Genomic DNA, 26806 nt, shown 5'->3' on the forward strand with positions numbered 1-26806 from the left:
TAAGCGGCCTGAGCCTACCCGACCAAACGGCAAACATAAGTGGAGTTACCTCTATGAAGTCTGCGACGAGATCGGACAGTTCGCCATTTTATGGCGTAGTTCATCAGAGCGTGTTTCCGCCGACTGGCGGGATCGCGAAACGGGCATTCGACATGTCCGCCGCCTGCCTCGGGCTCATCTTTCTGAGCCCGCTTTTTTTGATGGTGATGTTGCTTGTGAAGCTCTCGGACAAAGGACCGATCTTCTATGGACATCGCCGCATCGGCCATAACGGCCAGGAGTTCCGTTGCCTGAAGTTTCGGACAATGGTCACCAATGGTGACAAGGTTCTGCAGGAGCACCTGCGCAACAATCCGAAGGCCATGGAAGAGTGGCGTGCAACGCGCAAACTGCAGGATGACCCCCGGGTCACTGCCGTGGGTGCCGTTCTACGCAAGTTGAGCCTTGATGAGCTTCCCCAGCTCTTCAATATCATCCGCGGCGAAATGAGCGTCGTCGGTCCGCGTCCTGTCGTTCGAGACGAACTCGAAATGTACGAGAATTCGGCCGTCTACTATCTGCAATCTCGCCCTGGCCTGACGGGCCTGTGGCAGATCAGCGGACGCAATGACGTTTCTTACGCAACTCGCGTCGCCTTCGACACACACTACGTCGAAAACTGGTCGCTGGTTCGGGATGTCGTGATCATCGCACGCACAATTCCGGCGGTATGCGCTCAACGCGGCAGCTACTAAGCCGCATCTCAAAACCCAGACAGTACTGCGCGGCAACGCCTTGCGGCTTGTCGTGCCGAGACACGGGGAAGGTAATGGAAAAACGCTTTTTTGACGGCAAGGCCGGACGATTTCGCACGCTAAGATCCGGTGTTGTTGTCGCAGCCGGACTTGGTGCTTTTCTGGCGTCTTCATCGCTTGCTGCTGCCGACGACTACCGTCTTGGTATCATGGACAAGCTGAAGATTCGGGTGGCCGAGTGGCAGACCGCGGATGGCAGCATCCGCGACTGGTCGGTCGTCAGTGGGGACTACACGGTCGGGCCTTCAGGAAGCATTTCCTTGCCTTTCGTCGGAGACATGCCTGCTTCGGGCAAAACGACTGACGCAATCGCCCAGGAGATCGGCACGGCTCTGCAGAAGCAATTTGCTCTGAAGGACCGTCCATCTGCCTCGGTCGAGCTCTCGGAATTCCGGCCGGTTTATCTGTCCGGTGACGTCGAAAAGCCCGGCGAATACCCGTTTGCGCCGAATCTGACGATCGTCAAAGCCGTGAGCCTTGCCGGCGGTCTGCGCCGTGCAGACGCCGGGCAACGGTTCGCCCGTGACTTCATCAATGCCAAGGGTGACGCGGTCGTCTACATGGCAGACCGTGCACGCCTATTGGTGAAGCAGGCCCGGCTGCGCGCCGAGATCGCCAACCAGGATACGATTGAAATGCCGAAGGAGCTGCAGGAGAAGCCGGAGGCGAAGCCTCTGCTTGATAGCGAAACGGCTCTCATGAACACGCGCAAGAAGCGCCTGACGCTGCAGCTACAAGCGCTCGCCGATCTCAAGCAACTGCTGCAAAGCGAGGTCGAGAGCCTCGCCAAGAAGACGGAAACGCAAACCCGGCAGCTACAGTTGGCGATGGAAGATCGCGACAAGGTCGAGGATCTTGCGGAAAGGGGCCTAGCGCTCAGCAACCGTAAGATGGCCGCTGAGCAGCGGGCAGCTGATACCGAGGCGACGCTCCTCGATATCGATACCAATTCGCTGAAGGCCAAGCAGGACATCAGCAAGGCCAACCAAGACGAGATCACGCTTCGGAACGACTGGGATGCACAGCTATCCCAGGAGCTCCAGAATGCCGACGCTCAGCTCGACGAACTCAATCTCAAGCTCGAAACCAGCAACTCGCTGATGGCGGAGGCGTTGACGCAATCGACCGATGCCGCCCGTTTTGACACCAGCACCGGGGCTGCGAGCATCGCGTATTCAATTGTCCGCGAAGTTGACGGCAAGGCGAAGGAGATTCCGGTTCAGGAAAATACGGCGCTCCTGCCCGGCGACCTGATCAAGGTCACTGCCGGACTGGCGATGAGATAACGAGGCCGCAATGCGGATCGCAAAATCGGCGCTCATTCAGCCAGGCGGGAACGCGGCTTATGCCATTCCCGCCGTGGCACTGTCACTTTTTTGCTTCGCCTACTCGATCAAGTTCGGGCAGGTGGCGATCCTGCTTTACTATGCGCTCTGGCTGCCGCTGATCGCCGTCGACTACAAGAAGGTGCTCGGCAGTCACGGTCGTTACCTCTGGATCTACGCCTTCGCCGCGCTCGCCTTCCTGTCGGTGTTCTGGTCTGCCGTTCCAAGCATCTCTGTGCGAGCCAGCATTCAGTACCTGACGCAGGTCATCTGTGCGCTGATTGCGGTGCGGGTGCTCGACGTCAGGACCCTGACGGTCGGCATGATCGCCGGCGTCGGGATCGTCCTCATCTATTCGTTGTTGTTCGGCTACTACGAGTACGATCCGCTGGACGGAACCTTCAGTTTCGTGGGGGCCTTCGCCTCAAAGAACCAGCTCGGCTTCTACGCGTCGCTGGGGTTGATCGTCTCGTTCGCAGCCGTCTTCATCTTCGGCGAGAGACGCCTCTGGATGGCTGCGTCCGGCATCGTTGGACTTTTGTCCGCCTATTGCCTCATCGCTTGCCAATCGGCGACATCCGTGCTGACCACGGCTGTCGTGCTGGCCTTGATGATGGGATTGCATGTCGTCCTCGCACTGACGCCTGATCACCGAAAACTGCTGGTCGTCGGCGGCGGCGTCGCCGTTATCGTTCTCGCCGTTGCCGGCGTTTATCTCGGAGCGGTCGACGCCGTTCTTGGCATTTTCGGCAAGGATTCGACGCTGACCGGGCGCACCTATCTCTGGCAACAGGGGATCGAGGCGGCAAAACAGAATCCGATCTTCGGCATCGGCTACCAGGCCTATTGGGTCCAGGGCTTCTCCGAGCCGGAGCGTCTGTGGGAAGAGTTCTTCATCGGGTCGCGGAGCGGCTTCCATTTCCACAACACCTATATCGAAACGGCCGTCGAACTGGGCCTCGCGGGCGTCTTTACCCTCGCGGCGATGCTGCTGCGGATCCTCTGGGGGCATTTGCGGCGCGTCATCGAGGATTTCAGGAATGTTGAATCCTATCTGCTTTTCTCGATTGCTGTCCTGCTGACGATCCGCTCCTTCGTCGAGATTGATATTCTGACGCCATACAACGTCGGAACGTTTCTTTTCTACTTCACCGCTGGAAAGCTGGCGACTGCGCGTCGACTGCCGGCGGTGAGCTCTTGGCGACACCACAAGTTGCCTGAGCCCATCGCTCAATAACGCCATAACATTTCGACCGGCCTGACCGGCTCCCCGAGGAAACCGATGAAGACACTTTACGGCATCCAATATCTGCGCGCCTTTGCGGCACTTGCCGTCGTGGTCTTCCACGCTGCCGAAAAGACCGGTGAGCATTTTGCAATCGGTGCCGCTGGCGTTGATGTTTTCTTCGTGATCAGCGGCTTCATCATGTGGGTCATCAGTGATCGCCGCCCGATGACACCCCAAGGGTTCCTGCTCGATCGCATTAGGCGTATCGCGCCCTCCTACTGGCTGGTGACTGGCGTGATGATCGCCGGCGCTGTGGTCGGCCTGTTCCCGAACCTGAAGCTGACCGGCGCCCACATCCTTGCCTCGCTGTTCTTCATTCCGGCCCTGTCGCCAAGCACCGGCGACATCTGGCCGGTCCTCGTCCAGGGTTGGACGCTGAGTTTCGAGATGTTCTTTTACGTGTTGTTTGCTGGGGCGCTGTTCCTGCCACGTCGCTGGCGGCTGCTGTATCTGACGGCGATCTTCGGTGGCTTTTTCCTGATCGGCCTTCTTTTCGAGCCGGCGTCGCCGGTGCTCAAAACCTATACCCGGCCGATCATTCTGGAATTCCTCGGAGGCGTCTTCATTGCGGAATTGTGGATCAAGCGGTGGATCGCAGGAACTAGCCTGGGGCTTGCTTGTGTCGGTGCCTCGCTCTCCGGCTTTGCGACGATTTTCCTGATCGGTGCCGATTTCGACGAAACGATCTGCGGGCCGCTCGCCATGGCGCTGGTCTACGGCATGGTGTCGCTCGAGACAGATGGCAGCATTGGCCGTGTGCCGCTTCTCACGTATCTCGGCGATGCCTCCTATTCGATCTACCTCTGGCACACACTGGCGATCTCGGTGATCGTTAAGGCTGCCGGCATGATCGGGTTGTCGACCACCTCGACGATCGCGGTCGCCGCTGTTGGCGGAACTGTTCTCGGAGCGGCAGCCTACGAGCTTGTCGAGAAGCCGCTCCGGAAGATCCTATCGTCAGACCTGCTCAAACAGAACGTGGTCGAGCGGCGCCCTTCATGAAGAAGTCCCGGTGGCAGCCTCCTCGGAGGGTGGCGCGGCTTCGGTCTGCGCAACAGCAGGCTTTTTCCGGCGCCCGCGCAGCACGACGTAGAAAACGGGCGTCAGGAACAGGCCGAAAATCGTTACGCCAAGCATCCCTGAGAAAACGGCCGTCCCGAGTGACTGACGCATTTCGGCTCCGGGGCCGGTGGCGATCGCGAGCGGCAATACGCCGAAAATAAAGGCGAACGCCGTCATCAGGATCGGACGCAAGCGAAGATGGCTGGCCTCCACTGCGGCCTCCACCGGCGATTTGCCTTCCTCTTCCGCCTGCCGGGCGAACTCGACGATCAGAATCGCGTTCTTGGCGGCAAGACCGATGAGGACGATCAGACCTATCTGCGTCAGGACGTTATTGTCCATTCCTCTCAACCAAACACCGATCAGAGCAGCGAGCACGGCAAGTGGAACGATGAGGATGATGGCGAGAGGCAACACCCAGCTTTCATATTGCGCCGCCAGAGCCAGGAAGACGAAGACCACGGACAGAATAAATATGTAAATCGCCGTGTTTCCGGTGTGGGTTTCCTGGTAGGCCAGTTCCGTCCATTCGAACGTGGTTCCCGGTGGCAGAATCTTTGCCGCCAGCGCTTCCATCTTCTTGATGGCATCGCCGGTCGATGTGCCCGGCGTCGGATTTCCCTGCAGCGGCACCGAAACGTACATGTTGTAACGCTGGACAAGCGCCGGGCCGCTTGCATCCTTGATCTCCATCAGGGTTCCGAGGGGCACGAGCGCACCGGTCGCCGACCGGACCTTCAGGGCAAGGATGTCGTCTCGGTCCATGCGGTATTGTCGGTCGGCCTGAGCCCTGACCTGGTAAACGCGGCCGAACGCATTGAAATCGTTCACATAGGAAACGCCGAGATTGATCGACAGGGCGTTGAAGATATTGGGGATCGGCACGTTCAGGAAGCGCGCCTTATCACGGTCGATCTCGAGGAAGTATTGCGGGCTGGCGTCCGAGAAGGTTGTGAAGACGCCGGTCAGCCCCTCAGTTGTGGCGGCGGCGCCCATCATCTGCCGCGCGAGTCCAAGCGCGCGGGTCATGTCGGCGTTTTCAAGATCGGAAACCTGCATCTTGAAGCCGCCAGAGTTGCCGACGCCTCGTACCGAGGGCGGTGGGATGGCGATGATAAAGGCTTCCTGGATGCTCTGCAGCTTGCCGAAGAGTTCTCCGATAATCTTGTTTGCGGTCTCGCCGCCTTCCTCGCGTTCGGCGAAAGACTTGAACGGAACGAAGACCACACCCGCATTCGAGGCATTCGTGAAGGTCGCACCGCTGAAGCCGGCAAACTGGACGGCGTTGCCGACGCCGGGAACTTGCCGGGCGATGTCGCCGACCTGCTTGACGACGGCATCGGTACGCGCGAGCGAGGCGCCATCGGGAAGCTGTATGACGATGATTGCGTAACCCTGGTCCATGGTCGGGATGAAGCCCGAAGGGACTTTAGTGCCCATGTACCAGGTTGCTCCCAAGAGCCCTGCGAAGACGAGAAGCGAGCAGGTCAGCCCCACCCAGCTGCTGACGAGATGCCGGATGATCCATGAGTAGCCGGCACTCATTCGATCGAAGCCGTGGTTGAAGCCGTTGGCCAGGCTGCGCACGAAACGCGTTGCTATGCTGACACGCTTGGTTTCGTGGTCATGGCTTTTCAGCAGGATCCCGGCCAGCGCTGGTGAAAGCGTCAGGGAGTTCAACGCCGAGATTGCCGTGGTGACCGAGATCGTAACCGCGAATTGCCTGTAGAACTGGCCCGATATGCCCGGAATAAAGGCCGTCGGTACGAACACGGCGATAAGGACCAACGAAATCGCAACGACCGCGGTGCCGACTTCATCCATGGTGACATGAGCCGCTTCCTTCGGAGACATCCCGCGCGCCAGATTGCGTTCGACGTTCTCCACCACGACGATCGCATCGTCGACGACGATACCGATGGCAAGCACGAGACCGAACAGGGTCAGCATGTTGAGGGAGAAGCCGAATGCCAGCAGCACCGCGAAGGTGCCGATCAGCGATACCGGTATTGCAACGATCGGAATGATCGCCGTGCGCCAGGATTGCAGGAAGACCAGCACGACAATGGCCACCAGAATCGCCGCTTCGGCAATGGTTCGATAGACCTCCGCAATCGAATCCGAGATGAATTCGGTCGTGTCGTAGACGATCCGATATTCCAATCCCGGCGGGAAATTCTGCGAGATGTCCTTCATGATCGCCTGGACCTGATGCGCGGTATCCAGTGCATTGGTTCCGGGCCGGGCGAAGACACCGAGGGCAACGGCCGGATCGTTGTTCAGATAGCTATTGGTGACGTAGTCTTGCGCGCCGAGCTCGATACGAGCCACATCCTGCAGCGCGACCAGCCGGCCGCTGGCGGTTGATTTAACAATGACATAGCGAAATTGGCGGACATCGGAAAAACGTCCCTCGGTGCGCACCGTATATTCGAACGCATTCTTGCCGGTAACGGGAGGCGCGCCGATCTTGCCGCCAGACACCTGGACGTTCTGGTCGCGGAGCGCTGCGACAACGTCATCCGATGTCATCTGATAGGCGGAGAGTTTTTCCGGATCGAGCCAGATTCGCATCGAATATTGGCGCTCGCCAAAGATCTGTACGTCACCAACGCCATCTAGACGAACGAGAACGTCGCGGATGCGGTTGCGCGCGTAGTTCGAGACGTAAAGCTGGTCGTAGCGGTGCGACGGTGACAGTAGATGCACGACCATCATCAGATCGGGAGAACTCTTGTCTGTGGTGACACCGAGCCGCTGCACCTCTTCGGGAAGGCGGGGCAAGGCGATCGAGACGCGGTTCTGGACAAGAACCTGCACCTTGTCCAGGTCGGTGCCCAGCTTGAAGGTAATCGTCAGCGACATGGCGCCGTCGGCGCTGGAATAGGAGGACATATAAAGCATGTCCTCGACGCCGTTGATCTGCTGCTCGAGTGGCGTTGACACGGTGTCGGCGATAGTCTGCGGATCGGCGCCGGGATAGGACGTGCGTACGACGATAGTCGGTGGTGCGATCTCGGGGTATTGAGATACCGGCAATTGCGTATAAGCAATGCTGCCGACGACGAGGAAGACGATCGAGATGACGGCCGCAAAGATCGGCCGGTCCACAAAGAAATGGGCAAATCTCATTGGCCGCTCTCCGGGACCGGGGAATCGGGCGGCGTATCGCGCCGTTCTTGCGGTAGTTCTATCATCTTCGGCGTGATCGTTGCGCCGGGCCGGACGCGCATCAGGCCATTGACGACGATCGTCTCGGTGCCGTCGAGGCCTTCGCGAATGACCCGATAGCCGTAGATTCGCGGACCCGGCCGTACCGGCATAGTCGAAACCTTGCCGTCGGTGCCGACGACAAACACGACGCGCTCATTCTGGTCGGAGCCGATCGCTTCGTCGGGGACGAGGACGGCTTTATAGGTATTGGAGGCCGCGACTTGGATGCGCCCAAACAGGCCAGGCTGAAGCACGAGATCCGGGTTGGCGAAGCGGGCGCGAAGCCGGATCGTGCCGCTCTGGTTGTCGATCCTGTTCTCCGCAAAGTCGAGCTTTCCCGTGAAGGGCTTGGCGTTCGGGTCGCTGATCGTCACCGTCACGTCGACGCCTCCGCCGCCCTGCTGAAGCACCTGGCCCTTCCTGCGAGCAGTGTCAGCGAAATTCAGGAGCCGGCGCTCGTCGACATCGAAATAGAAGTCGATCGGGTCGAGTGAAACGATTGTCGTCAGTACCGATTGGTCGGCTTGAACCAGGTTGCCGATCGAGATCAGGCGGCGATCGATACGGCCGCTCAAGGGTGCCGTGATTTTGGTATAGTCCATATCGAGAGCAGCACGGTCGGCAGTCGCCTGGGCACCGCGGACGTTCGCCTGCGACGAAAGCCATTCCCGGCGACGGTCGTCCAAAGTAGAGACCGACTGGCTGCCGCTGGTCGCCAGCGACTCCGCGCGCTTGAACTGCGCTTCAGCATAGGTCTGTGTGGACTTGGCCACCTCCAGCGCAGCGTTTGCCTCATTAAGCGCAGTGATGAAAGGCCGCTGATCGATGACGAAAAGCAGGTCACCTGCTTTGACAATGGCGCCGTCCGTGAAATGCACTTCCTGAAGGTAGCCACCGACGCGAGAACGGACAGATACCTCATCCACCGGTTCGAAGCGGCCGATGAATTCATCGTTGTCGACGACATCGCGCACGACAGGCTTGGCAACGGTGACGGGTGGGGGAGGCGGGGCACCCTGGGCGACTGCGCTTGCTGCAGGCAAGAGGATCATGCTGCTCAGCAAAAGCATGTTTCTAATTGAGAAAGGCATAACAGTCTCCCAATTTGGGCCGCTGCCAGCGAGCCCACTATGTCGATAAGATAATGCGTGTCACGTCTTGCTGCGTCCGAGCGAAAAAGCGTCGCCCGTATCGATATTCTGCACCTGAGCGCCATTCTGGGCGCGCGGACGATCTGCGATTGCTAGAAAAGAATAATGCGGAGACCCGCTAAGTACCTGTAGGACGTATATAAACTGCCTCCGGCAGAAATTGCAAATGCCGACCGGTTGCAATTTCACGGGCTGCTGGAAGCCATGCGTGTAAGTCCGACCAGAATGCGTGTGCGGCATTTTGCTCGCAACACACGATTTCGTGGCCGACAGACTTGTGCAGCGCATACGCTTAATATATCTGAGCGTATTATAAGTGTGCTTACAATTGGCGCGAATATCAATGAACGGCAATCCCACTCTCGGCTTTCTGCTGCACGACGTTGCACGGCTGCTTCGCAAGCGGTTCGAGCAGCGCGCGCGTTGCCTTGGGCTGACGCGGTCGCAGTGGCAGACGCTCGCCTATCTCCGCAGCAATGAGGGAATCCACCAGGGCGGACTTGCCGAGATCCTGGAAATCGAACCGATCACGCTGGTCCGCATTCTCGACAAGTTGGCCGATCGTGGTCTCATCGAGCGCCGCCAGCATCCGACTGACCGCCGCATCTGGCTTCTCTATGTGCGCGAGGAAGCGCATCCGCTTCTGGCCGAGATGCGTGAACTGGGCGACCTGACACGCGGCGAAGCTTTTGATGGCATCCCTTCCGAGCAGCGCGATCAGCTGTTCGGTATCCTAACCGCAATGAAGACGAACCTAGCGCAGGCTTGCCGAACCCCGGTAGCCGAAGATGAGACAAAACATGGCTGAGAAGTCCTCCCTGCGCGTCGTAGCAGACGCAAATGCCAAGAACCCAGTTGAAGAAAACGAGGCTTCCCCCCGCGGGGAGACGGTAGCCGAGGCGCCTTCATCCAATTCAGCGCCCGCTACTGCAGTGGCTGCGCCCGGCGGCACACAGGTCCGCCGCCGGCGCAGTCTCACGCGGCCCGTTCTCTTCGCCCTGCTGCCGGTCGCGCTCGTCGTCGGTGGATACTACTATGTCAACGGCGGTCAGATCATGTCGACCGACAATGCCTATATCCAGGCCGACATGGTGGGGCTGACGACCGACGTTTCCGGTATCGTCGACCAGATCAACGTGCATGAGAACGAAGCGGTGAAGAAGGGCCAGGAGCTCTTCAGCCTGCAGCAGGATGCCTTCAAGATCGCGCTTGAAGGCGCTGAGGCGCAGCTTGGCGCCGTACGCAACCAGATCCTGAACATGCAGGCCAGCTACCAGCAGTCGCTTGCCGAGATCACCCAGGCGGAAGCCGACATTCCCTACTATCAGACCGAGTTCGATCGGCAGCAGAGCCTGCTGAACAGCTCTGCCGCGACGCGGACCGCCTATGATCAGGCCAAGCACAATCTCGACGCCGGACGCCAGAAGGTCGCCGTTGCGAAGGCCGAGGCAGCAGCAACGCTGGCGCAGCTCGGGGGCAATGCCAATCAGCCAGTGGACCAGAACCCGCTTTACCTCGAGGCCAAGGCGAAGGTCGATGACGCTCAGCGCCAACTCGACCACAGCGTCGTCAAGGCGCCGTTCGACGGCGTCGCAACGAACGTCAACTCGCTGCAGCCGGGCTCCTATCTGCAGGCGTCGACACAAGCCTTCTCGCTGGTTTCGGACAACAATCTCTGGATTGCGGCGAGCCCCAAAGAAACCGAGCTGACCTATGTGAAGCCCGGCCAGCCGGTGACGATCTATGTCGATACCTATCCGGGCGTCGAGTGGAAGGGCAAGGTCGAGAGCATCAGCCCGGCCTCCGGTTCCAGCTTCTCGCTGCTGCCGGCGCAGAACACGACGGGCAACTGGGTGAAGGTCGTGCAGCGCATTCCGATGCGCGTCAGCATCGATGACGCTGCCGGCAAGCCGCCGCTTCGCGTCGGCATGAGCACGGTCGTCGACGTCGATACGGGTCGCGCCCGCGGTCTTCCGGATTTCGTTTCCAAGCTTTTGGGCCGCTCAGGCGGCAAGGACCATGAGTAACGCTGCATCATCTCCGTCCACCCCGGTTGCCAACCGCGGCGCGATCACGGCCTGTGTCATCCTGGCCGTCATCATGCAGGCGCTGGATACGACCATCGCCAACGTCGCGCTGCCCTACATCCAGGGCAGCGTCTCGGCGAGCGCCGACCAGATCAACTGGGTGTTGACTTCCTACATCGTGGCGGCTGCGATCATGACGCCGCCGTCGGGCTTTCTCGCCGCCAAGTTCGGGCGCAAGCGGGTGTTGCTGGCGGCGATCGCCGGCTTCGTCTTCGCCTCCGTCCTGTGCGGCCTTGCGCAATCGCTGAACCAGATCGTCGCCTTCCGCCTGTTGCAGGGCCTGTTCGGCGCGTCTCTGGTGCCCCTCTCTCAGGGCATCCTCCTCGACATTTATAGTGTCGAGGAGCGCGGCTCGGCCATGGCCTTATTTGGCGTCTCGGTCATGGTCGGGCCGGTCCTGGGACCTGTCATCGGCGGCTGGCTGACTGACAACATCAGCTGGCGCTGGGTGTTCTATATCAACGTCCCTATTGGTGCGCTGGCATTCGCTGGCATCGTGATCTACGTCACGGAAACGAAGCTGGACGCGTTGGCGAAGCTCGACTGGTTCGGGTTCGGGATGATGAGTCTCGGCATCGCGTCGCTGCAGCTGTTTCTCGATCGCGGCGAACAGCTCAACTGGTTTGCATCGGGCGAGATCATGATCGAGGCAATCGTCTGCGCCGCCGCCTTTTACCTGCTGATCGTGCATACGCTGACGGCGGAGAAGTCCTTCGTGAATCCGCGGCTGTTCCTTGACCGGAACTTCTCGGTGAGCATGCTCTTCATCTTCGTGATCGGCATAACCTATCTCGCCTCCCTGGCGCTGATGACGCCATACCTGCAGACGCTGATGGGCTACCCCGTCATCACCGCGGGCATCGTTATGGGGCCGCGCGGGCTTGGCACAATGCTTTGCATGTTCATCGTCGGCAAGCTCATCGGCAAGGTCGATACGCGCCTGCTGCTGGTGCTGGGCCTCGGGCTGACGGCCTGGGCGATGTACGACATGACCGGCTGGACGCCCGATGTCTCACAGTGGACGATCGTGTCCGTCGGCTTCATTCAGGGCGCCGGGCTTGGCTTCCTGTTCGTGCCTCTGACGACGATCGCCTTCTCGACGCTGCCCGCGCACATGCGCGGCGACGGTACCGGCCTCTACAACCTGTCGCGTAACATCGGCTCGAGCGTCGGCATCTCGATCGTTTCGGCGCTGCTGGTGGAGAACGCACAGGTCAACCATGAGAACATCGCGGCTTATGTGACGCCGTTCAACCGTGCCTTCGAGGCAACGGCGGCGCAAGGGATGAACCCGCTGACCGCAGCCGGTCGCGCGGCGCTCAACGAAGTGATCACCCTGCAGTCGACGATCATCGCCTATATCGACGATTTCAAGCTGCTGATGCTGATGTCGCTTGCGGTCATTCCGCTTGCGCTGCTGCTGCGCAAGCCGAAGGTGGCGCCGGTCATGGACCACAGCGCCGTCATGGAATGATGCTCAGCGAAACGGTTTGCTGAGATAGCGAGACCCGGAGATGCCGAAGCGCCAAGGTGCTTCGGCATTTTTCGTTATGCCTATGCGTTTGCCGGCGACAATCTCGACGGGGGCGGAAGGGGAGATCGAGAAGGGCGGCCGATCGAGCAGCCTGTCGTTGAGGGACAGGTCGATGCCGAGCGCCTGGCAGAGCTTGCCAGGGCCGCTGCAGAGTTGGGTCAACGCATCGTTGTTGCGCCGGTCGATCATGGTCGGGATGCCGGCTTCCGGCTCGAGTGCGCGGATCAGCACGGCGGAGCCCGTCGTGCACACGAAATTTACGCACCAATGCATGCCGTAGATACGGTAGATGTAGACGTTGCCCGGTTTGCCGAACATCGCGCCGTTGCGCGGTGTAGGGCCGCGGAAGGCATGCGAGGCTGCATCGTCGGGGAAATAGGCTTCGGTTTCGGTTATGCGACCGCCGACATCACCGACACGGAGATGGCAGCCAAGCAAATCACGGGCAACAGCAATCGCATCGCGTTCGAAAAAGCGCGTGAGATCAGGGCCGGTGAGGGGAGCGGCGCCGATCGCACCGGCGGCATGTGTCATCTGGTTCAGGCTTTCGATCGCTCGGACACTCTAGTGGCCGACCTTCGGGTCGTGCGCGGAAATCGATGATCCGGTGACCGATACGGGATCGCTGGCGGGGAAGGTGTCCTCGAGGCCTTCTTCCAGTTCCTCTTCCAGAAGTGCGGCATCCTTGCCGCGTGCTCCGTCGACCTGCGAACTCTGTAGCGTTGCGGCAAGCAGCGCCCTTGCGCGAGTAATCGCGTTGTCGCTCGTCAGTCCGGGAGAGGCTGCAGCATAGAGCGTGACCGATATGTTGTTGCCGGACTGATCCGTAAAGATGACAACGAAGCCGCCGTCCTTCGGATGTACGGTGACGTCTGTGATGGCCATGGAAATCTCCGGGTTCTGAGAGTTGCTCCAAGTGAAACGCTTTTCGCTAGGATTGTCGAGCAAAGACCTTCACCAGCCAGTCGATGAAAACGCGAACGCGCGGAGAGAGCTGCCTGTTTCGCGGATAGAGCAGGGAGACGGGTGTCTCCGTCGGCGGAAAATCCGGCAGCACATGAACCAGCGCCCCATCGAACAGATCCTTCTCGGCATGATACCGCGGCACCTGAATGAGACCGAGGCCGAGCCGGGCTGCCGACATGAAGCTTTCGGCGGCGTTGACGGTGACCGGCGCCGGCAGGGTGACGTTGTGGATATTGCCGCCGACGAGGAATTCCAGGGGCAGGACACCACCCGTCGCGGTCGAGCGAAAGCCCACCATGCGATGACCGTCGAGCCTGTCGGGATGCTGGGGCACACCATGCTTTTCAAGATAGCCGGGAGACGCCAGCGTGATCTCTTCCAGCATGGCGACGCGTCGCGCCACCATGTCGCTGTCCTGGGGAACGCCGACGCGCAGCACGCAATCGATGCCTTCGCGGACGACGTCAACCAGTCGGTCACCCTCGCTCATGTAGAACTCGATATCGGGATAGGTCTCGAGGAAGGACGGAAGACTTGGCAGCACGAAATGGCGGGCAAGCGTGCCATGCACGTCGACGCGCAGCATGCCTTTCGGCTTGGCGCCGGCGAAGGCGCCCTCTGCGTCCTCGATGTCGGCGAGTATGGAAAGACAGCGCTGGTAGTAAGCTTCGCCATCAAGCGTGGGGCTGACATGGCGCGTCGTTCTCTGCAGCAATCGTACGCCGAGGCGGGCTTCCAGCTGCTTGACCGCATCCGTGACCGTGGAGCGCGGAAGGCCGGTGTCCTCGGCGGCGAGCGTGAAGCTCCGCCTCTCCACGACGCGGGAAAACACCCGCATGGCATCGAATCTGTCCATCTTGTTTGTTCGCCATGTCCGGATAGTGATGCCGAATAATGGCTGATTATCCGCTATTCGAAAAGTGGCATCTTCTCCTCATCCAAAACGCGGCGAGCCGCACCCAGTGAAGGAGAAAGGTAATGAGCAACAACGAGAACAAGGTCGCACTGGTCACAGGCGCATCGAGGGGCATCGGCGCCGCAATCGCCGAACGGCTGGCCAGGGACGGTTTCACCGTCGTCGTCAACTATGCCGGTAACGCAGCACTCGCCGAGGCGCTGGTGGAAAAGATCGAGCAGAGCGGCGGCAGGGCGTTGACGGCGCAGGCCGATGTCAGCGATCCCGCAGCCGTCCGCCGCATGTTCGACGCTGCGGAAGCAGCCTTCGGCGGTGTTGATGTGCTGGTCAACAATGCCGGTATCATGCAGCTCTCGTCGATTGCCGATGCCGACGATGCAAATTTCGATCGCCAGGTCAGCGTCAACCTGAAGGGCACCTTCAACACTCTGCGCGAAGCCGCAAAGCGTCTGCGCAACGGCGGCCGCATCATCAACTTTTCGACGAGCGTCGTCGGTCTGAAGCTTGAAAACTACGGCGTTTACGCCGCGACCAAGGCGGCTGTCGAAACGCTGACGGCGATCACGTCGAAGGAAATGCGTGGTCGCGAAATCACCGTGAACGCAGTGGCTCCGGGGCCGACAGCGACCGACCTTTTCCTCGATGGCAAGTCGGAGGAACTGATCGCCCGCATGGCCAAGATGAACCCGCTGGAGCGCTTGGGGACGCCCGAGGATATCGCCGCTTCTGTTTCGTTCCTGGCAGGCCCCGATGGTTCCTGGATCAACGGTCAGGTGCTGCGCGCCAACGGCGGCATCATCTGACTCCAGCCTTGCAGCGGCGGGGTCGGCCCGGCGCCGATCTCCCGCATCAGACGTCATCAGTCACTTCTCGAAGGAATAGGACAATGGAAAAGCAGGTCATCGTCATTACTGGAGCATCCAGCGGCTTCGGCGCTCTCACCGCCCGTACACTCGCCAAGGAAGGGCACATCGTCTATGCCGGCATCCGCGATACGGCGGGCCGCAACGCAAAGGCCGTCGCCGATATCGCAACGTTCTCGGGGGACAACAAGGTCGATCTCCGCCCAGTCGAGCTCGATGTCGTTTCGGATGCTTCCATCGCAGCCGGAATTGCCAAGGTGCTCGACGAGGCGGGTAGGCTGGATGTCATCATCCACAATGCCGGTCATATGTCCTTCGGACCGGCCGAAGCATTCACGCCGGAGCAATATGCCGAACTGTTCGACATCAACGTGCTATCGACGCAACGGGTGAACCGCGCCGTGCTTCCCCATATGCGCAAGCGGGGCAAGGGGCTTGTCGTCTGGGTGTCTTCTTCCAGCACGCGCGGCGGCACGCCGCCCTATCTCGCACCCTATTTCGCGGCCAAGGCGGCGATGGACTCGGTTGCCGTTTCCTACGCGTCCGAGCTTACCCGCTGGGGCATCGAGACCGCGATCATCGTGCCCGGCGCCTTTACCAAGGGCACCAACCACTTCGCGCATTCCGGCTCGCCGGCTGATGCGGCGCGCGCGGCCGAATACAACGACGGACCTTACAAGGGTGTGCCGGAGCAGGCGCTGCAGGGGCTTGCTGCGCTCGAACCTATTGATGCCGATGCGGGTTCGGTTGCGACGGCAATTGCAGAGGTTGTCGCGATGCCTTTCGGCAAGCGTCCTTTCCGTACCCATGTCGATCCGTCCGAAGATGGCGCCGAGGTGGTCAATGGTGTTGCTGATCGTGTTCGCGCCGAAATGTTCCGGCGGATCGGGCTGGAAGATCTCCTCAAGGCAGCTGTTCACTAGTCGTGATATTTGCCATTGTTCCGTTTTTGCGAACCTGCTGTGCAGGAATCAGCACTTAACAAACGGCAAAAAGCAGGCTTATATTTATGATGTAAGGGCGACTGGAAGACCTCCAACTCCGGGCGCCAACCTCAGATACCGGCCGAGCCATTTCCCTGGTGGCGCGACGAGGTCTGAAAGGAATTTGAAGACAGACAGTTGCGGCCCGTCGAAGGAACTCCCTTCCGGGCCGCAACTGCGTCACGCATCGTTCAACTTCGCATCCGAGAGCAGTTTCACCAGCCAGTCGACGAAGACGCGGACCTTGTTGCTGAGGTGCCGATTCGGCGGATAGACGATGTAGAGAGGAAGGGGTTCGCGGCTCCATTCCGGCAGGATCTCCACGAGGTCGCCCTTGGTCAAGGCGTCGCGGATCATGAAGCGCGGCAGTTGAGCAATGCCGAGCCCCCTCAATGCCGCTGTCACGAAGGTCCGGCTGTCGTTGACCGATAGCAGGTAGCGCGGATTGATCTCCAGATCCTCATTGTCCTTGCGGAATTCGAAGGGAAGCGTCCTGTTCGTCTGGGCGCGGAAGTAACTTACTGAATAGTGGTCGTTTTCCAGCTCCTCCGGACGGGCGGGAATGCCGAATTTCTCGATGTAAAGTGGCGCTGCGCAGGTCACCAATTCAACCTCTGATACGCGTCTCGCGATCAGCGACTGGTCGGCCGGCGTGCCGCCGCGAAGGGCGCAGTCGACGTTCTCCGCGAGGTAGTCGACGGTGCGGTCGCCGACGCCGAGATCGACACGAATATCAGGATATTTCTGGTAGAAATCGCAAAGTGCCGGCACGACGATCCAGTCGGCGAAGGCGCCTGCCATTTCGACGCGCAAGCGGCCGGTCGGCAGGCCCTGGGAGTTCGAAAGGCTGCCGTCCAACTCTTCGAGTTCGGAGACGATCTGCGCCGCTCGCTCATAGTAGAGTGCGCCATCGGTCGTCACCATGACGCGACGCGTGGTGCGGTTGAGAAGCTTGGTGTGCAGGTGCGCTTCAAGCCCCTGAATGAGATTGGTCACCGTCGCCTTGGGCATGGCGAGCGTGTCGGCGGCCCGTGTGAAATTGCCCGTCTCTACGACGCGGATGAAAGCGCGCATTGCCGAGAGCTGGTCCATCGGAAATCACCTAAGCAGGTTGCACTGCGGTATTGTTCGAAATTCGGAACAGTGTAATTGCTCTATCGCTTCTTATTCCGACAATGGAATAACAATATGTTTTCTTCAGAAATTGCAAGCCGTCTTGGCTCGCAATACGTTATGTGGGTCAGACGCGAGCCGAAACGATGACGGTGCAGGTGAAAGACATAGTGATGGAAAAGGTGGCCACTGGCCCCGTTTCCGCACGCGTCTATCAGGGCGCCGAGTTCGGCAAGGGGTCGCCGATCGTGCTGTTTTTTCACGGCGGTGCTTTTCTGCAGTCGGGCGTTAGGGACAGCGTTGTTGCCGAAAGCCTGGCGAAAGCGGGCGCGATCGTCGCCGTGCCCGACTACAACGCCCCACTTGGCAACGTCTTTCCGAAGCCGCTCGAAGTCGGCTACTCTGTTTTTTCCTATCTCGCCAACAAGCGGGCGTCCGGCATTGGCGATCGCAATTCGTTGCTGATCGTTGCTGGCGAAGAGGCGGGCGGCAATATTGCTGCCGGTGTCGCTTTCAAGGCGCGAGACCACTATGCGGATGCGCTCGATGGCCAAATTCTGATTTCGCCACTGCTTGATCCTTTCATGGGTACGTCGTCGATCCGCAAGGCGGACGGCATCGGTATGCGTCAGCGCTGGGCCGAGGGCTGGAGTCATTATCTCAGCGGCGGCGGTTGTCATCCCTATGCGGCGCCGTGTCTCTGTTCGCGGATTTCAGGGGTCGCGCCCGCGCTCGTTCTGACCGCAGAAGATGATCCACTTCGCGACGAAACGCTCGGTTACGCAGACCGCCTGAAACAGGCTGGCGTTCCAGTTCGCCGGAATGTCCTCCCCGCCGGGGCAGGCTGGCCGTTGCTTTATGGCGGGAAGTGCGAACAGGCACCGAATTGGGAACGGACGATCACGGACCAATTCGAAAGCTTCGTTCGGGATATTAGCAGCCAACCTATTGCATTGAAGACGAACTGATTGAATTCGGCCACTGAGAGAGGGCCGTAAGGAGAGTACCAATGACGTCCAGTAAAAAGCGCTGGGCCCTTGTGGGCGCCGGCTTGGGACTTGCTGCGTCCGTTTCGGCCGCAGCCATCTTTTTCGAACTGCCGATGAGCACGACTGCAACGGCGGCTTCCACACCCGCGCAGGCTCCCGCTGTGCCGGTCACGGTTGCCGTCGTCGCCAGCCGTGACGTCACGACATGGCAGGAGTTTTCGGGACGGCTTGAGGCCGTCGACCGCGTGCAGGTCCGTTCACGTGTGGCCGGCGCCGTCCAGTCCGTGCACTTCCGCGAAGGCGCGCTGGTCAAGGCCGGCGATCTGCTCTTCACTATCGATCCGGAGCCCTACCAGGCGGCGGTTTCGCAGGCTGAAGGACAGACTGCCTCTGCCGAGGCCAAGGTCAATCTTGCTCAGATCGAGCTGGAGCGTGGCCGCAGGCTTTCCGACAACAAGACGATTTCGCAAAGCGATTTCGACCAGCGGCAGAATGCCTTCACCGAGGCGCAGGCCGGTCTTCGCACCGCCCAGGCGGCGCTTCGCTCGGCACAGCTTGAGCTCGGCTACACCGAGGTCCGCGCCCCGGTTGCCGGCCGTGTCGGCAAGATCGAGGTGACTGTCGGTAACCTCGTTGCCGAAGGCAGCGCATCTCCCGCGTTGACGACGCTCGTGTCCGTCGATCCGATCTACGCCAGCTTCAACGCCAGCGAAGAGATGGTGACGAATGCGCTTGCCCAGCTTCCTGCTGGCGATGGCGCCGTTCCCGCTGTCGAGCAGATCCCCGTCGAGGTCGGTACGCTCGCCGATCAGGGCACGCCGATCAAGGGCAAGCTGCAGCTGATCGACAACCAGGTTGATGCGGCCAGCGGCACGATCGGCGTTCGCGCCGTCTTCGACAATCCCGGCGGCAAGCTGATCCCCGGCCAGTTCGTCCGCGTCCGCATGGGCGAGCCGAAGGCCGAGAACAAGATCCTGATCAGCGACCGCGCGATCGGGACCGACCAGGACAAGAAGTTCGTGTTCGTTGTAGATGCCGAAAACAAGGTCAGCTACCGGCCGGTCCAGCTCGGCCCATCTGCAGATGGCCAGCGTATCGTCGAAAGCGGCCTGACTGTTGGTGACAAGATCGTCGTCAATGGCCTGCAGCGTATCCGTCCGGGTGCAGTGGTTGCCCCGCAGGCGGAAGAGAAAGTCGCGACGGCTCAGTAAGCCAAACTATCCGGAGCGTTTCGGCGCTCCGTGCAATTCCGAAATGACCCGACCCACCGGCGGCCTCCCACCGCCGGAGAGGGCCGTTGCATCCAAAATTTCATCCCGGAGAGGGCTTTGAAATGAATTTCTCCAGATTTTTTGTCGACCGTCCGGTGTTCGCCGGAGTTCTATCTGTCCTCATCGTGGTCGCCGGCCTGCTTGGCCTGCGTTCACTGCCGATTTCCGAATATCCCGAGGTCGTTCCGCCATCAATCGTCGTGCGCGCCACCTATCCGGGCGCAAACCCCGAGGTCATCGCGCAGACGGTCGCCACTCCGCTCGAAGAGCAGATCAACGGCGTCGAGGGCATGCTCTACATGTCCAGCCAGGCGACCTCGGACGGCGTCATGACGCTGACCGTCACCTTCAAGCTAGGCACCGATCCCGACAAGGCGCAGCAGCTGGTTCAGAACCGCGTGTCGCAGGCCGAACCGCGTCTGCCGGAAGAGGTGAAGACCATCGGCATCACGACGGTCAAGAGCTCTCCCGACCTGATGATGGTCGTGAACCTGATCTCGCCTGACAACCGCTACGACATCACCTATCTGCGCAACTACGGCGTCCTCAACATCAAGGACCGGCTGGCGCGCATCGATGGCGTCGGCCAGGTACAAGTGTTCGGTTCGGGCGACTATTCGATGCGCGTCTGGATCGATCCGCAGAAGGCGGCCGAGCATGGCCTTGCTGCGAGCGACGTCACCAACGCGATCCGCGGGCAGAACGTACAGGCCGCAGCCGGCACCATCGGCGCTTCGCCGAGCCTGTCGGGTGTCGACCTGCAGCTGAACGTCAATGCGCAGGGTCGTCTGCAGACGCCTGAGCAGTTCGGCAACATCATCGTCAAAACAGGATCGAATGGCGAAATCACGCGCCTGCGCGATGTCGCCCGTATCGAACTCGGTGCTGCCGATTACTCGCTGCGCTCGATTCTCGACGGCAAGCCGGCGGTTGCCATTCCGGTCTTCCAGTCCCCAGGTTCGAACGCCATCACCATCTCGGACGAAGTCCAGAAGACGATGGAAGAGCTGAAGACCGCCATGCCTGATGGCGTCAGCTACGAGATCGTCTATGACACGACGAAATTCGTTCGCTCGTCGATCGAGAAGGTCGTCGATACGCTGCTCGAAGCCATCGCGCTCGTCGTCATCGTCGTCATCCTGTTCCTGCAGACATGGCGCGCCTCGATCATCCCGCTGATAGCCGTTCCGGTTTCGATCATCGGCACGTTCGCGGTGATGTATGTCTTCGGCTTCTCGATCAACGCGCTCAGTCTCTTCGGCCTCGTATTGGCGATCGGTATCGTGGTGGACGACGCGATCGTCGTTGTCGAAAACGTCGAACGAAACATCGAAAACGGGCTCAGCCCGCGGGCTGCCACCTACAAGGCCATGAAGGAAGTGTCTGGTCCGATCATCGCGATCGCGCTGGTGCTCGTCGCGGTTTTCGTGCCGCTCGCCTTCATCTCCGGTCTGTCCGGACAGTTCTATCGCCAGTTCGCGCTGACGATTGCGATCTCGACGGTCATTTCGGCCTTCAACTCGCTGACGCTGTCTCCGGCTCTGGCTTCGCTGCTGCTGCAGGACCATCACGCCAAGCGTGACTGGCTGACCCGCGCCATGGACGCCGTCTTCGGCTGGTTCTTCCGTGGCTTCAACAAGGCCTTTGGCGCCGGTTCGCGAGGCTATGGCAAGGGCGTCGGCGGTCTGCTGTCGCGCAAGAGCATCGTCATGCTGGTGTATGTCGTGCTGGCAGGCGCGACCTACGGGCTCTTCAATGCGGTGCCGGGCGGTTTCGTGCCGGCGCAGGACAAGCAGTATCTGATCGGCTTTGCCCAGCTGCCGGATGCCGCCAGCCTTGACCGTACCGAAGACGTCATCAAGCGGATGAGCGACATCGCCATGGCCGAGCCAGGCGTCGCGCATGCGATTGCCTTCCCGGGCCTGTCGATCAACGGCTTCACCAACTCCTCGAACGCCGGCATCGTCTTTGTGACGCTGAAGGATTTCGAGGAGCGCAAGTCGCCGGCGCTTTCGGGCGGCGCGATCGCCATGGCCCTGAACCAGAAGTTCGGGGCGATCCAGGATGCCTTCATCGCGATGTTCCCGCCGCCGCCGGTGAACGGTCTCGGCACGACGGGCGGCTTCAAGATGCAGCTCGAAGACCGCGCCGGTCTCGGCTACCAGGTGCTCGACGAGGCCAACAAGGCGATGATCGCCAAGGCCTACCAGACGCCTGAACTGACGGGCATCTTCTCTGCCTACCAGATCAATGTTCCGCAGCTCTATGCCGATCTCGACCGTGAGAAGGCAGAACAGCTTGGCGTCCCGGTAACCGACGTTTTCGAGACGCTGCAGATCTACCTCGGTTCGCTCTATGTCAACGACTTCAACGCCTTCGGCCGTACCTACAGCGTGCGTGTCCAGGCGGATGCCAAGTTCCGGGCGCAGCCCGAGGATATCGGCAAGCTGAAAGTTCGTTCGGCATCGGGCCAGATGATCCCGCTGTCTGCGCTCCTGAAGGTGAACGCGACAACCGGGCCGGAGCGGACCAACCGTTATAACGGTTTCCTCTCCGCCGATATCAACGGCGGTCCTGCTCCGGGCTTTTCTTCCGGCCAGGCTCAGGCAGCGATCGAGAAGATCGCCGAAGAGACCTTGCCGAAGGGCATCAGCTTCGAATGGACGGATCTGACCTATCAGCAGATCCTGGCTGGCAATTCCGGCGTGATCGTCTTCCCGCTGGCCCTGCTGCTGGTGTTCCTGGTGCTCGCTGCGCAGTACGAGAGCCTTGCGCTGCCGATCGCGATCATCATGATCGTGCCGATGGGCGTGCTGGCTGCGTTGACAGGCGTCTGGCTGACCGGTGGAGACAACAACATCTTCACGCAGATCGGTCTGGTGGTTCTTGTCGGCCTCTCGGCGAAGAACGCGATCCTGATCGTGGAATTCGCCCGCGAGCTGGAATTCGAGGGACGGACTCCGGTTCAGGCCGCCATCGAAGCAAGCCGCCTGCGTCTGCGCCCGATCCTGATGACATCAATGGCGTTCATCATGGGTGTCGTGCCGCTGGTCACCTCCACCGGTGCGGGTGCCGAGATGCGTGCCGCCATGGGTGTGGCGGTGTTCTCGGGCATGATCGGGGTCACCTTCTTCGGCATCTTCATGACGCCCGTCTTCTACGTGCTGGTCCGCAAGCTGTCGGGCAATCGCCCGCTGATCCAGCACAAGGAGCACGAGCACGATGCGGAGGAAGCCGAAATCATACGACTCGCTGCCGAATAGCCCTTCCGAGCGGCGAGACGTGGAAAGGCGGAGCAATGCTCCGCCTTTCCTGTTTTCATGGGAGAGCCATACGGCTATGTCTCAAAAGGGATGCAGGGCGAGGGGAGTCGCACACTGCAACGATTGATGGAGGCAGCCAGTGCATATCGCGATTATCGGCGCAGCTGGAATGATCGGGCGCAAATTGACGGCGCGGCTTGTCTCGGATGGACGGCTAGCAGGCCAGTCGATCAATCGGCTTTCTCTTGTTGATGTCGTCATACCCGCCGCGCCTGAAGGGTTCAACGGGCGTGTCGAGACCAGCGCGATCGACGTTTCTGCTCCAGGGCAAGCCACGCGAATTATCGCCTCGCGGCCCGATGTGGTGTTTCATCTCGCCGCAATCGTGTCAGGCGAGGCTGAGCTGGATTTCGAAAAAGGTTACGGCATCAATCTAGAAGGCACGCGTGCGCTTCTTGAGGCGATCCGGGAGGCACATCTTCAGGACGGTTATCGGCCCTGCGTCGTTTTCACCTCGTCCATCGCGGTCTTCGGAGCACCATTCCCCGAGGTGATCCCTGACGATTTCAATCTCACACCGTTGACGAGCTATGGCACGCAGAAGGCGATGGGCGAATTGCTCCTGGCAGATTATACGCGCCGGGGCTTCATCGACGGCATCGGCATCCGGTTGCCGACGATCTGCGTCCGTCCCGGCAAACCGAATAACGCTGCCTCCGGTTTCTTCTCCGGCATCGTGCGCGAACCATTGGCCGGGCAGGAGGCAATCCTGCCGGTGCCGGAAACTGTCCGTCATTGGCATGCGTCGCCGCGTTCGGCCGTCGGCTTTCTCATCCATGCCGCCAGTATCGATCTCGAGCCGCTTGGCGCCCGCCGCAGCCTGACGATGCCGGGTGTCAGCGCTACGGTGGGGGAGCAGATTGAAGCGTTGCGCAAGATCGCGGGAGAAAAGGCCGTCACTCTGATCCGCCGCGAACCCGATGAGCTAGTCGTGAAGATCGTGTCCGGTTGGCCGCAGGCATTCGCGGCCGAGCGCGCGAGAAAGTTGGGTTTCGTCGCCGATGCTTCTTTCGACGACATTATTCGCGTGCATATCGAGGATGAACTGGGAGGACGGCTATGACGACCAGCAAATCGCGCAGCATTGCATTCCTGGGGACAGGGCTGATGGGCGCACCGATGGCTCGCCGCCTGCTCCACGCCGGCTTTGCCGTCACGGTCTGGAATCGCAATCATGCCAAGGCGCAGGAACTTGCCGGGGACGGCGCGGTGGTTGCCGATACGCCAGCTGCTGCGGTCGAGGGAGCATCGGTGGTTTTCACGATGCTCACTGACGGAACGGCAGTAGAGGACGTGTTGTTCAAGCAAGGCGCCGCAGAGGCGCTCGATACCGGCGCGGTCGTCATCGATTCCAGTTCCATTGCCCCGGATACGGCGCGAGAGCATTCCTCGAAACTCGCCGAGCGTGGCATTGCACATCTCGATGCGCCGGTGTCGGGCGGTGTGGTCGGCGCGGCTGCCGGTACGCTTGCGATCATGGCAGGCGGCGACGCCAAGCTGATTGAAGAGCTGGCGGACGTCTTTGCGCCGCTTGGCCGCGTTACGCATGTTGGACCGAGCGGTTGCGGGCAGCTCGCGAAGCTTGGGAACCAGCAGATCGTTGCCATAACGATCGGCGCCGTTGCCGAGGCTATGCTGCTCGTCGAGGCCGGGGGCGGTTCGCGTGAGGCATTTCGCCGCGCGATCCGGGGCGGTTTTGCCGAAAGCCGAATCCTGGATGTTCACGGTCAGCGAATGGTTGATCGCGATTTCGGAACCGCAGGTCCCTCCAAACTGCAACTCAAGGATCTGAACAACATCATCGCGACTGCCGACGGTCTCGCTCTAGCCCTGCCGTTGACGCAAGCGGTGCGTGCCGAATTTGCGGAGTTCGTCGAACATGGCGGTGGCGAAACCGATCATAGCGGCTTGCTGTTGCAACTCGAACAAAAGAATCTTCGTTCCTCGAAACGCTGAATTGCCTAGTCCACTGGATCTCTGCCAAGATCGAGTGCTGTGTTTCGCCTACAGTTGTTGATGGATTTTTAGTGCATCCTAATTAATCTCTCGCCAAAAGGTTGGTTCTGCCCGCATAATGAGATTCCTCGCACGAGGACCGATACCCTACTGTTACTGAAAGCTGTATGAGGCTTGAACGGCGTTGGCATCGAGCAGTCCCACACGGTCCGAACGAGAGTTCCAGGACATCCTGCGGCGCCTTGAGCTTGCGCTCGATGCGTCCCAGATTGGTGTGTGGGAGCACAATCTCGCTCAGAATGAGATTTCCTGGGACGTCCAGATGCATCGACTGTACCAGACCGGACGAGGCAACGGTCCGGTCCCGACGGCTGTCTGGTCTGATGCAATTCACCCCGACGATCGCGAGCGCGCCGAACTGGAATTCGAGGAAGCGACTGCGCGGCGTGGGCTATACAATTCAGAGTTCCGGATCGTTTGGCCGAACGGTGAGATACGGCATATCCGGTCACGGGCCCATTTCTATGTCAACGAGGAAGGATCCCCCTTCTTCATTGGTGCCGAATGGGACGTTACGGCGGACGTCCTGCTCGCGAACGAGGCTGCCCGTCAGCGCGCCGTTGCCGAGGCGCGTGCCTTGGCCTTGGAGGAGAGCAGTGCGCGCATCGAACATGCAGCGGAACACGACTACTTGACGGGACTTCCTAACCGCCGTCTTTTCGACAAGCGTCTGGCGGAACTGGCGGAGGATGCCTCGGTCTCTACGCTTGCGGTCCTACATCTCGACCTCGATGAGTTCAAGCAGATCAACGACAGCCATGGCCATGTCGCGGGCGACACCGTGTTGCGGGCTGCCGCCTTGCGGATCGAGACTGCTGTTCCGAAGGCGGCCATGGCGGCGCGTATCGGCGGAGATGAATTCGTCATCCTGCTGGTCAATTTCGGTGGTCTGACAGATCTAAACCGGATGGCGCGCGAAGTGCAGCGACGCTTGAAGAAGAAGATTCGCTTCGGCCACGAAATGTTGCAATCCGGAGCTTCAATCGGCATTTCCTGGTCATCGGATCGCTCGGGCTCCAACCTTCTCGCAGAGTCGGACATCGCGCTCTATCAGGCAAAAACATCAGGGCGCGACCGCATCGAGTTCTTCTCGCAGCAGCTCAAAGACGATCTGATGGGCAAGCGGCGTCTTGCCGAAGAGTTGAAGCTCGCGCTGGAACAGGGCGACATCATTCCATTCTACCAACCGCAGCTCGATGCCCACACCCGGGAGATCGTCGGAATCGAGGCTTTGGCGCGTTGGCATCATAGCGAGCGCGGCACGCTCTCACCCGGTATATTCCTGAAAATCGCCGACGAGTTCGGCTTGTCCTCCGAGATCGATGCTTCGATCCTGCGACGCGTGCTCGCGGATCGGCTGAGCTGGGGGCAGCACGGAACTGCCCTACCGCGAATTTCGGTCAATATCTCCGGACAGCGGCTCTACGATCCGCAATTGATCGAAGATTTGGAGACGCTGGAGATACCGGAAGGGGCTTTGGTTTTCGAACTCGTCGAGACGATCTTTCTGGATGATTGCGACGATGAACTTCTGCAGGCTGTCGATCGCATCAAGCAAATGGGTATCGAAATCGAGATCGATGATTTCGGCTCGGGCCACGCGTCGCTGATCGGCCTCGTGCGGCTGCGACCGGCCCGGCTGAAGATCGATCGGCAGCTGGTCAGCGAGGTGGATACTTCGTCCGAGCAACGCCGCGTCGTCAAGTCGATCGTCGAGATCGGCAAGGCGCTCGGCGTCGACGTGATTGCGGAAGGCGTCGAGACTGAAAATCATGCGGTGACGCTCGCGAAGCTCGGCTGTCACACGTTGCAAGGCTTCGCGCTCGGCCATCCGCTGCCGGCGTCCGAGATCGATGGGATTTTTGCATCGAAAAAGGAGGCGCTGGCCGCCAACCTCCGCCGATAGCCGGAC

The 26806-nt window shown here is 60.4% G+C and carries 21 protein-coding genes; 15 read left to right on the forward strand and 6 right to left on the reverse strand.

Going from position 1 to position 26806, the window contains the following annotated elements:
* The first annotated feature begins 53 nt into the window (after positions 1–53).
* From FHT77_RS13765 to FHT77_RS13780, 4 genes are all read left to right on the forward strand, one after another.
* Complete coding sequence (locus FHT77_RS13765) at positions 54–734, forward strand: sugar transferase (protein ID WP_114713575.1); 681 nt, start codon at positions 54–56, stop codon at positions 732–734.
* Positions 735–808: 74 nt separating this feature from the next.
* Entirely contained in the window at positions 809–2080 is a 1272-nt protein-coding gene (locus tag FHT77_RS13770; protein ID WP_183755556.1) for a polysaccharide biosynthesis/export family protein, read from the forward strand.
* Between the two features lie 10 nt (positions 2081–2090).
* Positions 2091–3356 carry an O-antigen ligase gene (locus FHT77_RS13775; protein WP_183755557.1) on the forward strand — a complete coding sequence of 422 codons (1266 nt, stop codon included), beginning with the start codon at positions 2091–2093 and terminating at the stop codon, positions 3354–3356.
* Between the two features lie 45 nt (positions 3357–3401).
* Entirely contained in the window at positions 3402–4409 is a 1008-nt protein-coding gene (locus FHT77_RS13780; RefSeq protein WP_183755558.1) for an acyltransferase, read from the forward strand.
* Here FHT77_RS13780 and FHT77_RS13785 read toward each other — a convergent pair.
* Both FHT77_RS13785 and FHT77_RS13790 read right to left on the reverse strand, forming a co-directional pair.
* Positions 4404–7601 (reverse strand): efflux RND transporter permease subunit, encoded by a 3198-nt coding sequence (locus FHT77_RS13785; RefSeq protein WP_183755559.1) that lies wholly within the window; start codon positions 7599–7601, stop codon positions 4404–4406. The genes FHT77_RS13780 and FHT77_RS13785 overlap by 6 nt on opposite strands.
* Entirely contained in the window at positions 7598–8773 is a 1176-nt protein-coding gene (locus FHT77_RS13790; RefSeq protein ID WP_183755560.1) for an efflux RND transporter periplasmic adaptor subunit, read from the reverse strand. The genes FHT77_RS13785 and FHT77_RS13790 overlap by 4 nt, the downstream gene beginning before the upstream one ends.
* A gap of 403 nt (positions 8774–9176) precedes the next feature.
* Here FHT77_RS13790 and FHT77_RS13795 point away from each other — a divergent pair, with 403 nt between their 5' ends.
* The 3 genes from FHT77_RS13795 to FHT77_RS13805 are packed head-to-tail and all read left to right on the forward strand — an operon-like array spanning position 9177 to position 12394.
* A complete protein-coding gene (locus FHT77_RS13795; RefSeq protein ID WP_183755561.1) occupies positions 9177–9641 on the forward strand; it encodes a MarR family winged helix-turn-helix transcriptional regulator in 465 nt (154 codons plus the stop codon).
* Complete coding sequence (locus FHT77_RS13800) at positions 9634–10860, forward strand: HlyD family secretion protein (RefSeq protein WP_183755562.1); 1227 nt, start codon at positions 9634–9636, stop codon at positions 10858–10860. The genes FHT77_RS13795 and FHT77_RS13800 overlap by 8 nt, the downstream gene beginning before the upstream one ends.
* Positions 10853–12394, forward strand: coding sequence for a DHA2 family efflux MFS transporter permease subunit (locus tag FHT77_RS13805; RefSeq protein ID WP_183755563.1), 1542 nt, complete (start codon positions 10853–10855; stop codon positions 12392–12394). The genes FHT77_RS13800 and FHT77_RS13805 overlap by 8 nt, the downstream gene beginning before the upstream one ends.
* Positions 12395–12397: 3 nt before the next feature.
* Here FHT77_RS13805 and FHT77_RS13810 read toward each other — a convergent pair whose 3' ends face one another.
* From FHT77_RS13810 to FHT77_RS13820, 3 genes are read right to left on the reverse strand one after another with little or no spacing between them, the layout of a single operon-like run.
* Entirely contained in the window at positions 12398–12988 is a 591-nt protein-coding gene (locus FHT77_RS13810; RefSeq protein WP_183755564.1) for a DNA-3-methyladenine glycosylase, read from the reverse strand.
* 30 nt (positions 12989–13018) lie between these two features.
* Positions 13019–13339: a hypothetical protein gene (locus FHT77_RS13815; protein ID WP_040674664.1), complete on the reverse strand. Its 321-nt coding sequence runs from the start codon at positions 13337–13339 to the stop codon at positions 13019–13021.
* Between the two features lie 46 nt (positions 13340–13385).
* Entirely contained in the window at positions 13386–14276 is an 891-nt protein-coding gene (locus FHT77_RS13820; RefSeq protein ID WP_183755565.1) for a LysR family transcriptional regulator, read from the reverse strand.
* A gap of 122 nt (positions 14277–14398) precedes the next feature.
* Here FHT77_RS13820 and FHT77_RS13825 point away from each other — a divergent pair, with 122 nt between their 5' ends.
* Complete coding sequence (locus FHT77_RS13825) at positions 14399–15139, forward strand: SDR family oxidoreductase (protein WP_183755566.1); 741 nt, start codon at positions 14399–14401, stop codon at positions 15137–15139.
* An 83-nt stretch (positions 15140–15222) separates the two neighbouring features.
* Positions 15223–16122, forward strand: coding sequence for an SDR family oxidoreductase (locus FHT77_RS13830; RefSeq protein ID WP_183755567.1), 900 nt, complete (start codon positions 15223–15225; stop codon positions 16120–16122).
* Between the two features lie 240 nt (positions 16123–16362).
* On the opposite strand, the gene FHT77_RS13835 is transcribed toward FHT77_RS13830, so the two are convergent.
* Entirely contained in the window at positions 16363–17274 is a 912-nt protein-coding gene (locus FHT77_RS13835) for a LysR family transcriptional regulator (RefSeq protein WP_183755568.1), read from the reverse strand.
* Between the two features lie 167 nt (positions 17275–17441).
* On the opposite strand from FHT77_RS13835, the gene FHT77_RS13840 reads away from it, so the two are divergent.
* The 6 genes from FHT77_RS13840 to FHT77_RS13865 all read left to right on the forward strand — a co-directional run bounded on the left by FHT77_RS13840 (position 17442) and on the right by FHT77_RS13865 (position 26800).
* Entirely contained in the window at positions 17442–18263 is an 822-nt protein-coding gene (locus tag FHT77_RS13840; RefSeq protein WP_183755569.1) for an alpha/beta hydrolase fold domain-containing protein, read from the forward strand.
* 41 nt (positions 18264–18304) lie between these two features.
* Positions 18305–19495, forward strand: a complete 1191-nt coding sequence (locus FHT77_RS13845; protein ID WP_016554974.1) for an efflux RND transporter periplasmic adaptor subunit — start codon at positions 18305–18307, stop codon at positions 19493–19495.
* A 122-nt stretch (positions 19496–19617) separates the two neighbouring features.
* On the forward strand, positions 19618–22818 hold the full coding sequence (locus FHT77_RS13850; protein WP_183755570.1) for an efflux RND transporter permease subunit: 3201 nt from the start codon (positions 19618–19620) through the stop codon (positions 22816–22818).
* 139 nt (positions 22819–22957) lie between these two features.
* Entirely contained in the window at positions 22958–23941 is a 984-nt protein-coding gene (gene denD / locus FHT77_RS13855; protein ID WP_183755571.1) for a D-erythronate dehydrogenase, read from the forward strand.
* Positions 23938–24834: an NAD(P)-dependent oxidoreductase gene (locus tag FHT77_RS13860; RefSeq protein ID WP_183755572.1), complete on the forward strand. Its 897-nt coding sequence runs from the start codon at positions 23938–23940 to the stop codon at positions 24832–24834. The genes denD and FHT77_RS13860 overlap by 4 nt, the downstream gene beginning before the upstream one ends.
* A 184-nt stretch (positions 24835–25018) precedes the next feature.
* Positions 25019–26800, forward strand: a complete 1782-nt coding sequence (locus FHT77_RS13865; protein WP_183755573.1) for a bifunctional diguanylate cyclase/phosphodiesterase — start codon at positions 25019–25021, stop codon at positions 26798–26800.
* Positions 26801–26806: the final 6 nt, after the last annotated feature.

Source organism: Rhizobium sp. BK181, from assembly GCF_014193305.1.
Taxonomy (GTDB): domain Bacteria; phylum Pseudomonadota; class Alphaproteobacteria; order Rhizobiales; family Rhizobiaceae; genus Rhizobium.

Excerpts from the sequence above, each read along its gene's own strand:
- FHT77_RS13770 (WP_183755556.1), top strand. The coding sequence starts at position 809 with ATGGAAAAACGCTTTTTTGACGGCAAGGCCGGACGATTTCGCACGCTA.
- FHT77_RS13830 (WP_183755567.1), top strand. The coding sequence starts at position 15,223 with ATGGAAAAGCAGGTCATCGTCATTACTGGAGCATCCAGCGGCTTCGGC.
- FHT77_RS13835 (WP_183755568.1), bottom strand. The coding sequence starts at position 17,274 with ATGGACCAGCTCTCGGCAATGCGCGCTTTCATCCGCGTCGTAGAGACG.
- FHT77_RS13765 (WP_114713575.1), top strand. The coding sequence starts at position 54 with ATGAAGTCTGCGACGAGATCGGACAGTTCGCCATTTTATGGCGTAGTT.
- FHT77_RS13785 (WP_183755559.1), bottom strand. The coding sequence starts at position 7,601 with ATGAGATTTGCCCATTTCTTTGTGGACCGGCCGATCTTTGCGGCCGTC.
- FHT77_RS13810 (WP_183755564.1), bottom strand. The coding sequence starts at position 12,988 with ATGACACATGCCGCCGGTGCGATCGGCGCCGCTCCCCTCACCGGCCCT.
- FHT77_RS13775 (WP_183755557.1), top strand. The coding sequence starts at position 2,091 with ATGCGGATCGCAAAATCGGCGCTCATTCAGCCAGGCGGGAACGCGGCT.
- FHT77_RS13860 (WP_183755572.1), top strand. The coding sequence starts at position 23,938 with ATGACGACCAGCAAATCGCGCAGCATTGCATTCCTGGGGACAGGGCTG.
- FHT77_RS13815 (WP_040674664.1), bottom strand. The coding sequence starts at position 13,339 with ATGGCCATCACAGACGTCACCGTACATCCGAAGGACGGCGGCTTCGTT.
- FHT77_RS13800 (WP_183755562.1), top strand. The coding sequence starts at position 9,634 with ATGGCTGAGAAGTCCTCCCTGCGCGTCGTAGCAGACGCAAATGCCAAG.
- FHT77_RS13795 (WP_183755561.1), top strand. The coding sequence starts at position 9,177 with ATGAACGGCAATCCCACTCTCGGCTTTCTGCTGCACGACGTTGCACGG.
- FHT77_RS13840 (WP_183755569.1), top strand. The coding sequence starts at position 17,442 with ATGACGGTGCAGGTGAAAGACATAGTGATGGAAAAGGTGGCCACTGGC.
- FHT77_RS13820 (WP_183755565.1), bottom strand. The coding sequence starts at position 14,276 with ATGGACAGATTCGATGCCATGCGGGTGTTTTCCCGCGTCGTGGAGAGG.
- FHT77_RS13850 (WP_183755570.1), top strand. The coding sequence starts at position 19,618 with ATGAATTTCTCCAGATTTTTTGTCGACCGTCCGGTGTTCGCCGGAGTT.
- FHT77_RS13805 (WP_183755563.1), top strand. The coding sequence starts at position 10,853 with ATGAGTAACGCTGCATCATCTCCGTCCACCCCGGTTGCCAACCGCGGC.
- FHT77_RS13790 (WP_183755560.1), bottom strand. The coding sequence starts at position 8,773 with ATGCCTTTCTCAATTAGAAACATGCTTTTGCTGAGCAGCATGATCCTC.
- FHT77_RS13845 (WP_016554974.1), top strand. The coding sequence starts at position 18,305 with ATGACGTCCAGTAAAAAGCGCTGGGCCCTTGTGGGCGCCGGCTTGGGA.
- FHT77_RS13825 (WP_183755566.1), top strand. The coding sequence starts at position 14,399 with ATGAGCAACAACGAGAACAAGGTCGCACTGGTCACAGGCGCATCGAGG.
- FHT77_RS13780 (WP_183755558.1), top strand. The coding sequence starts at position 3,402 with ATGAAGACACTTTACGGCATCCAATATCTGCGCGCCTTTGCGGCACTT.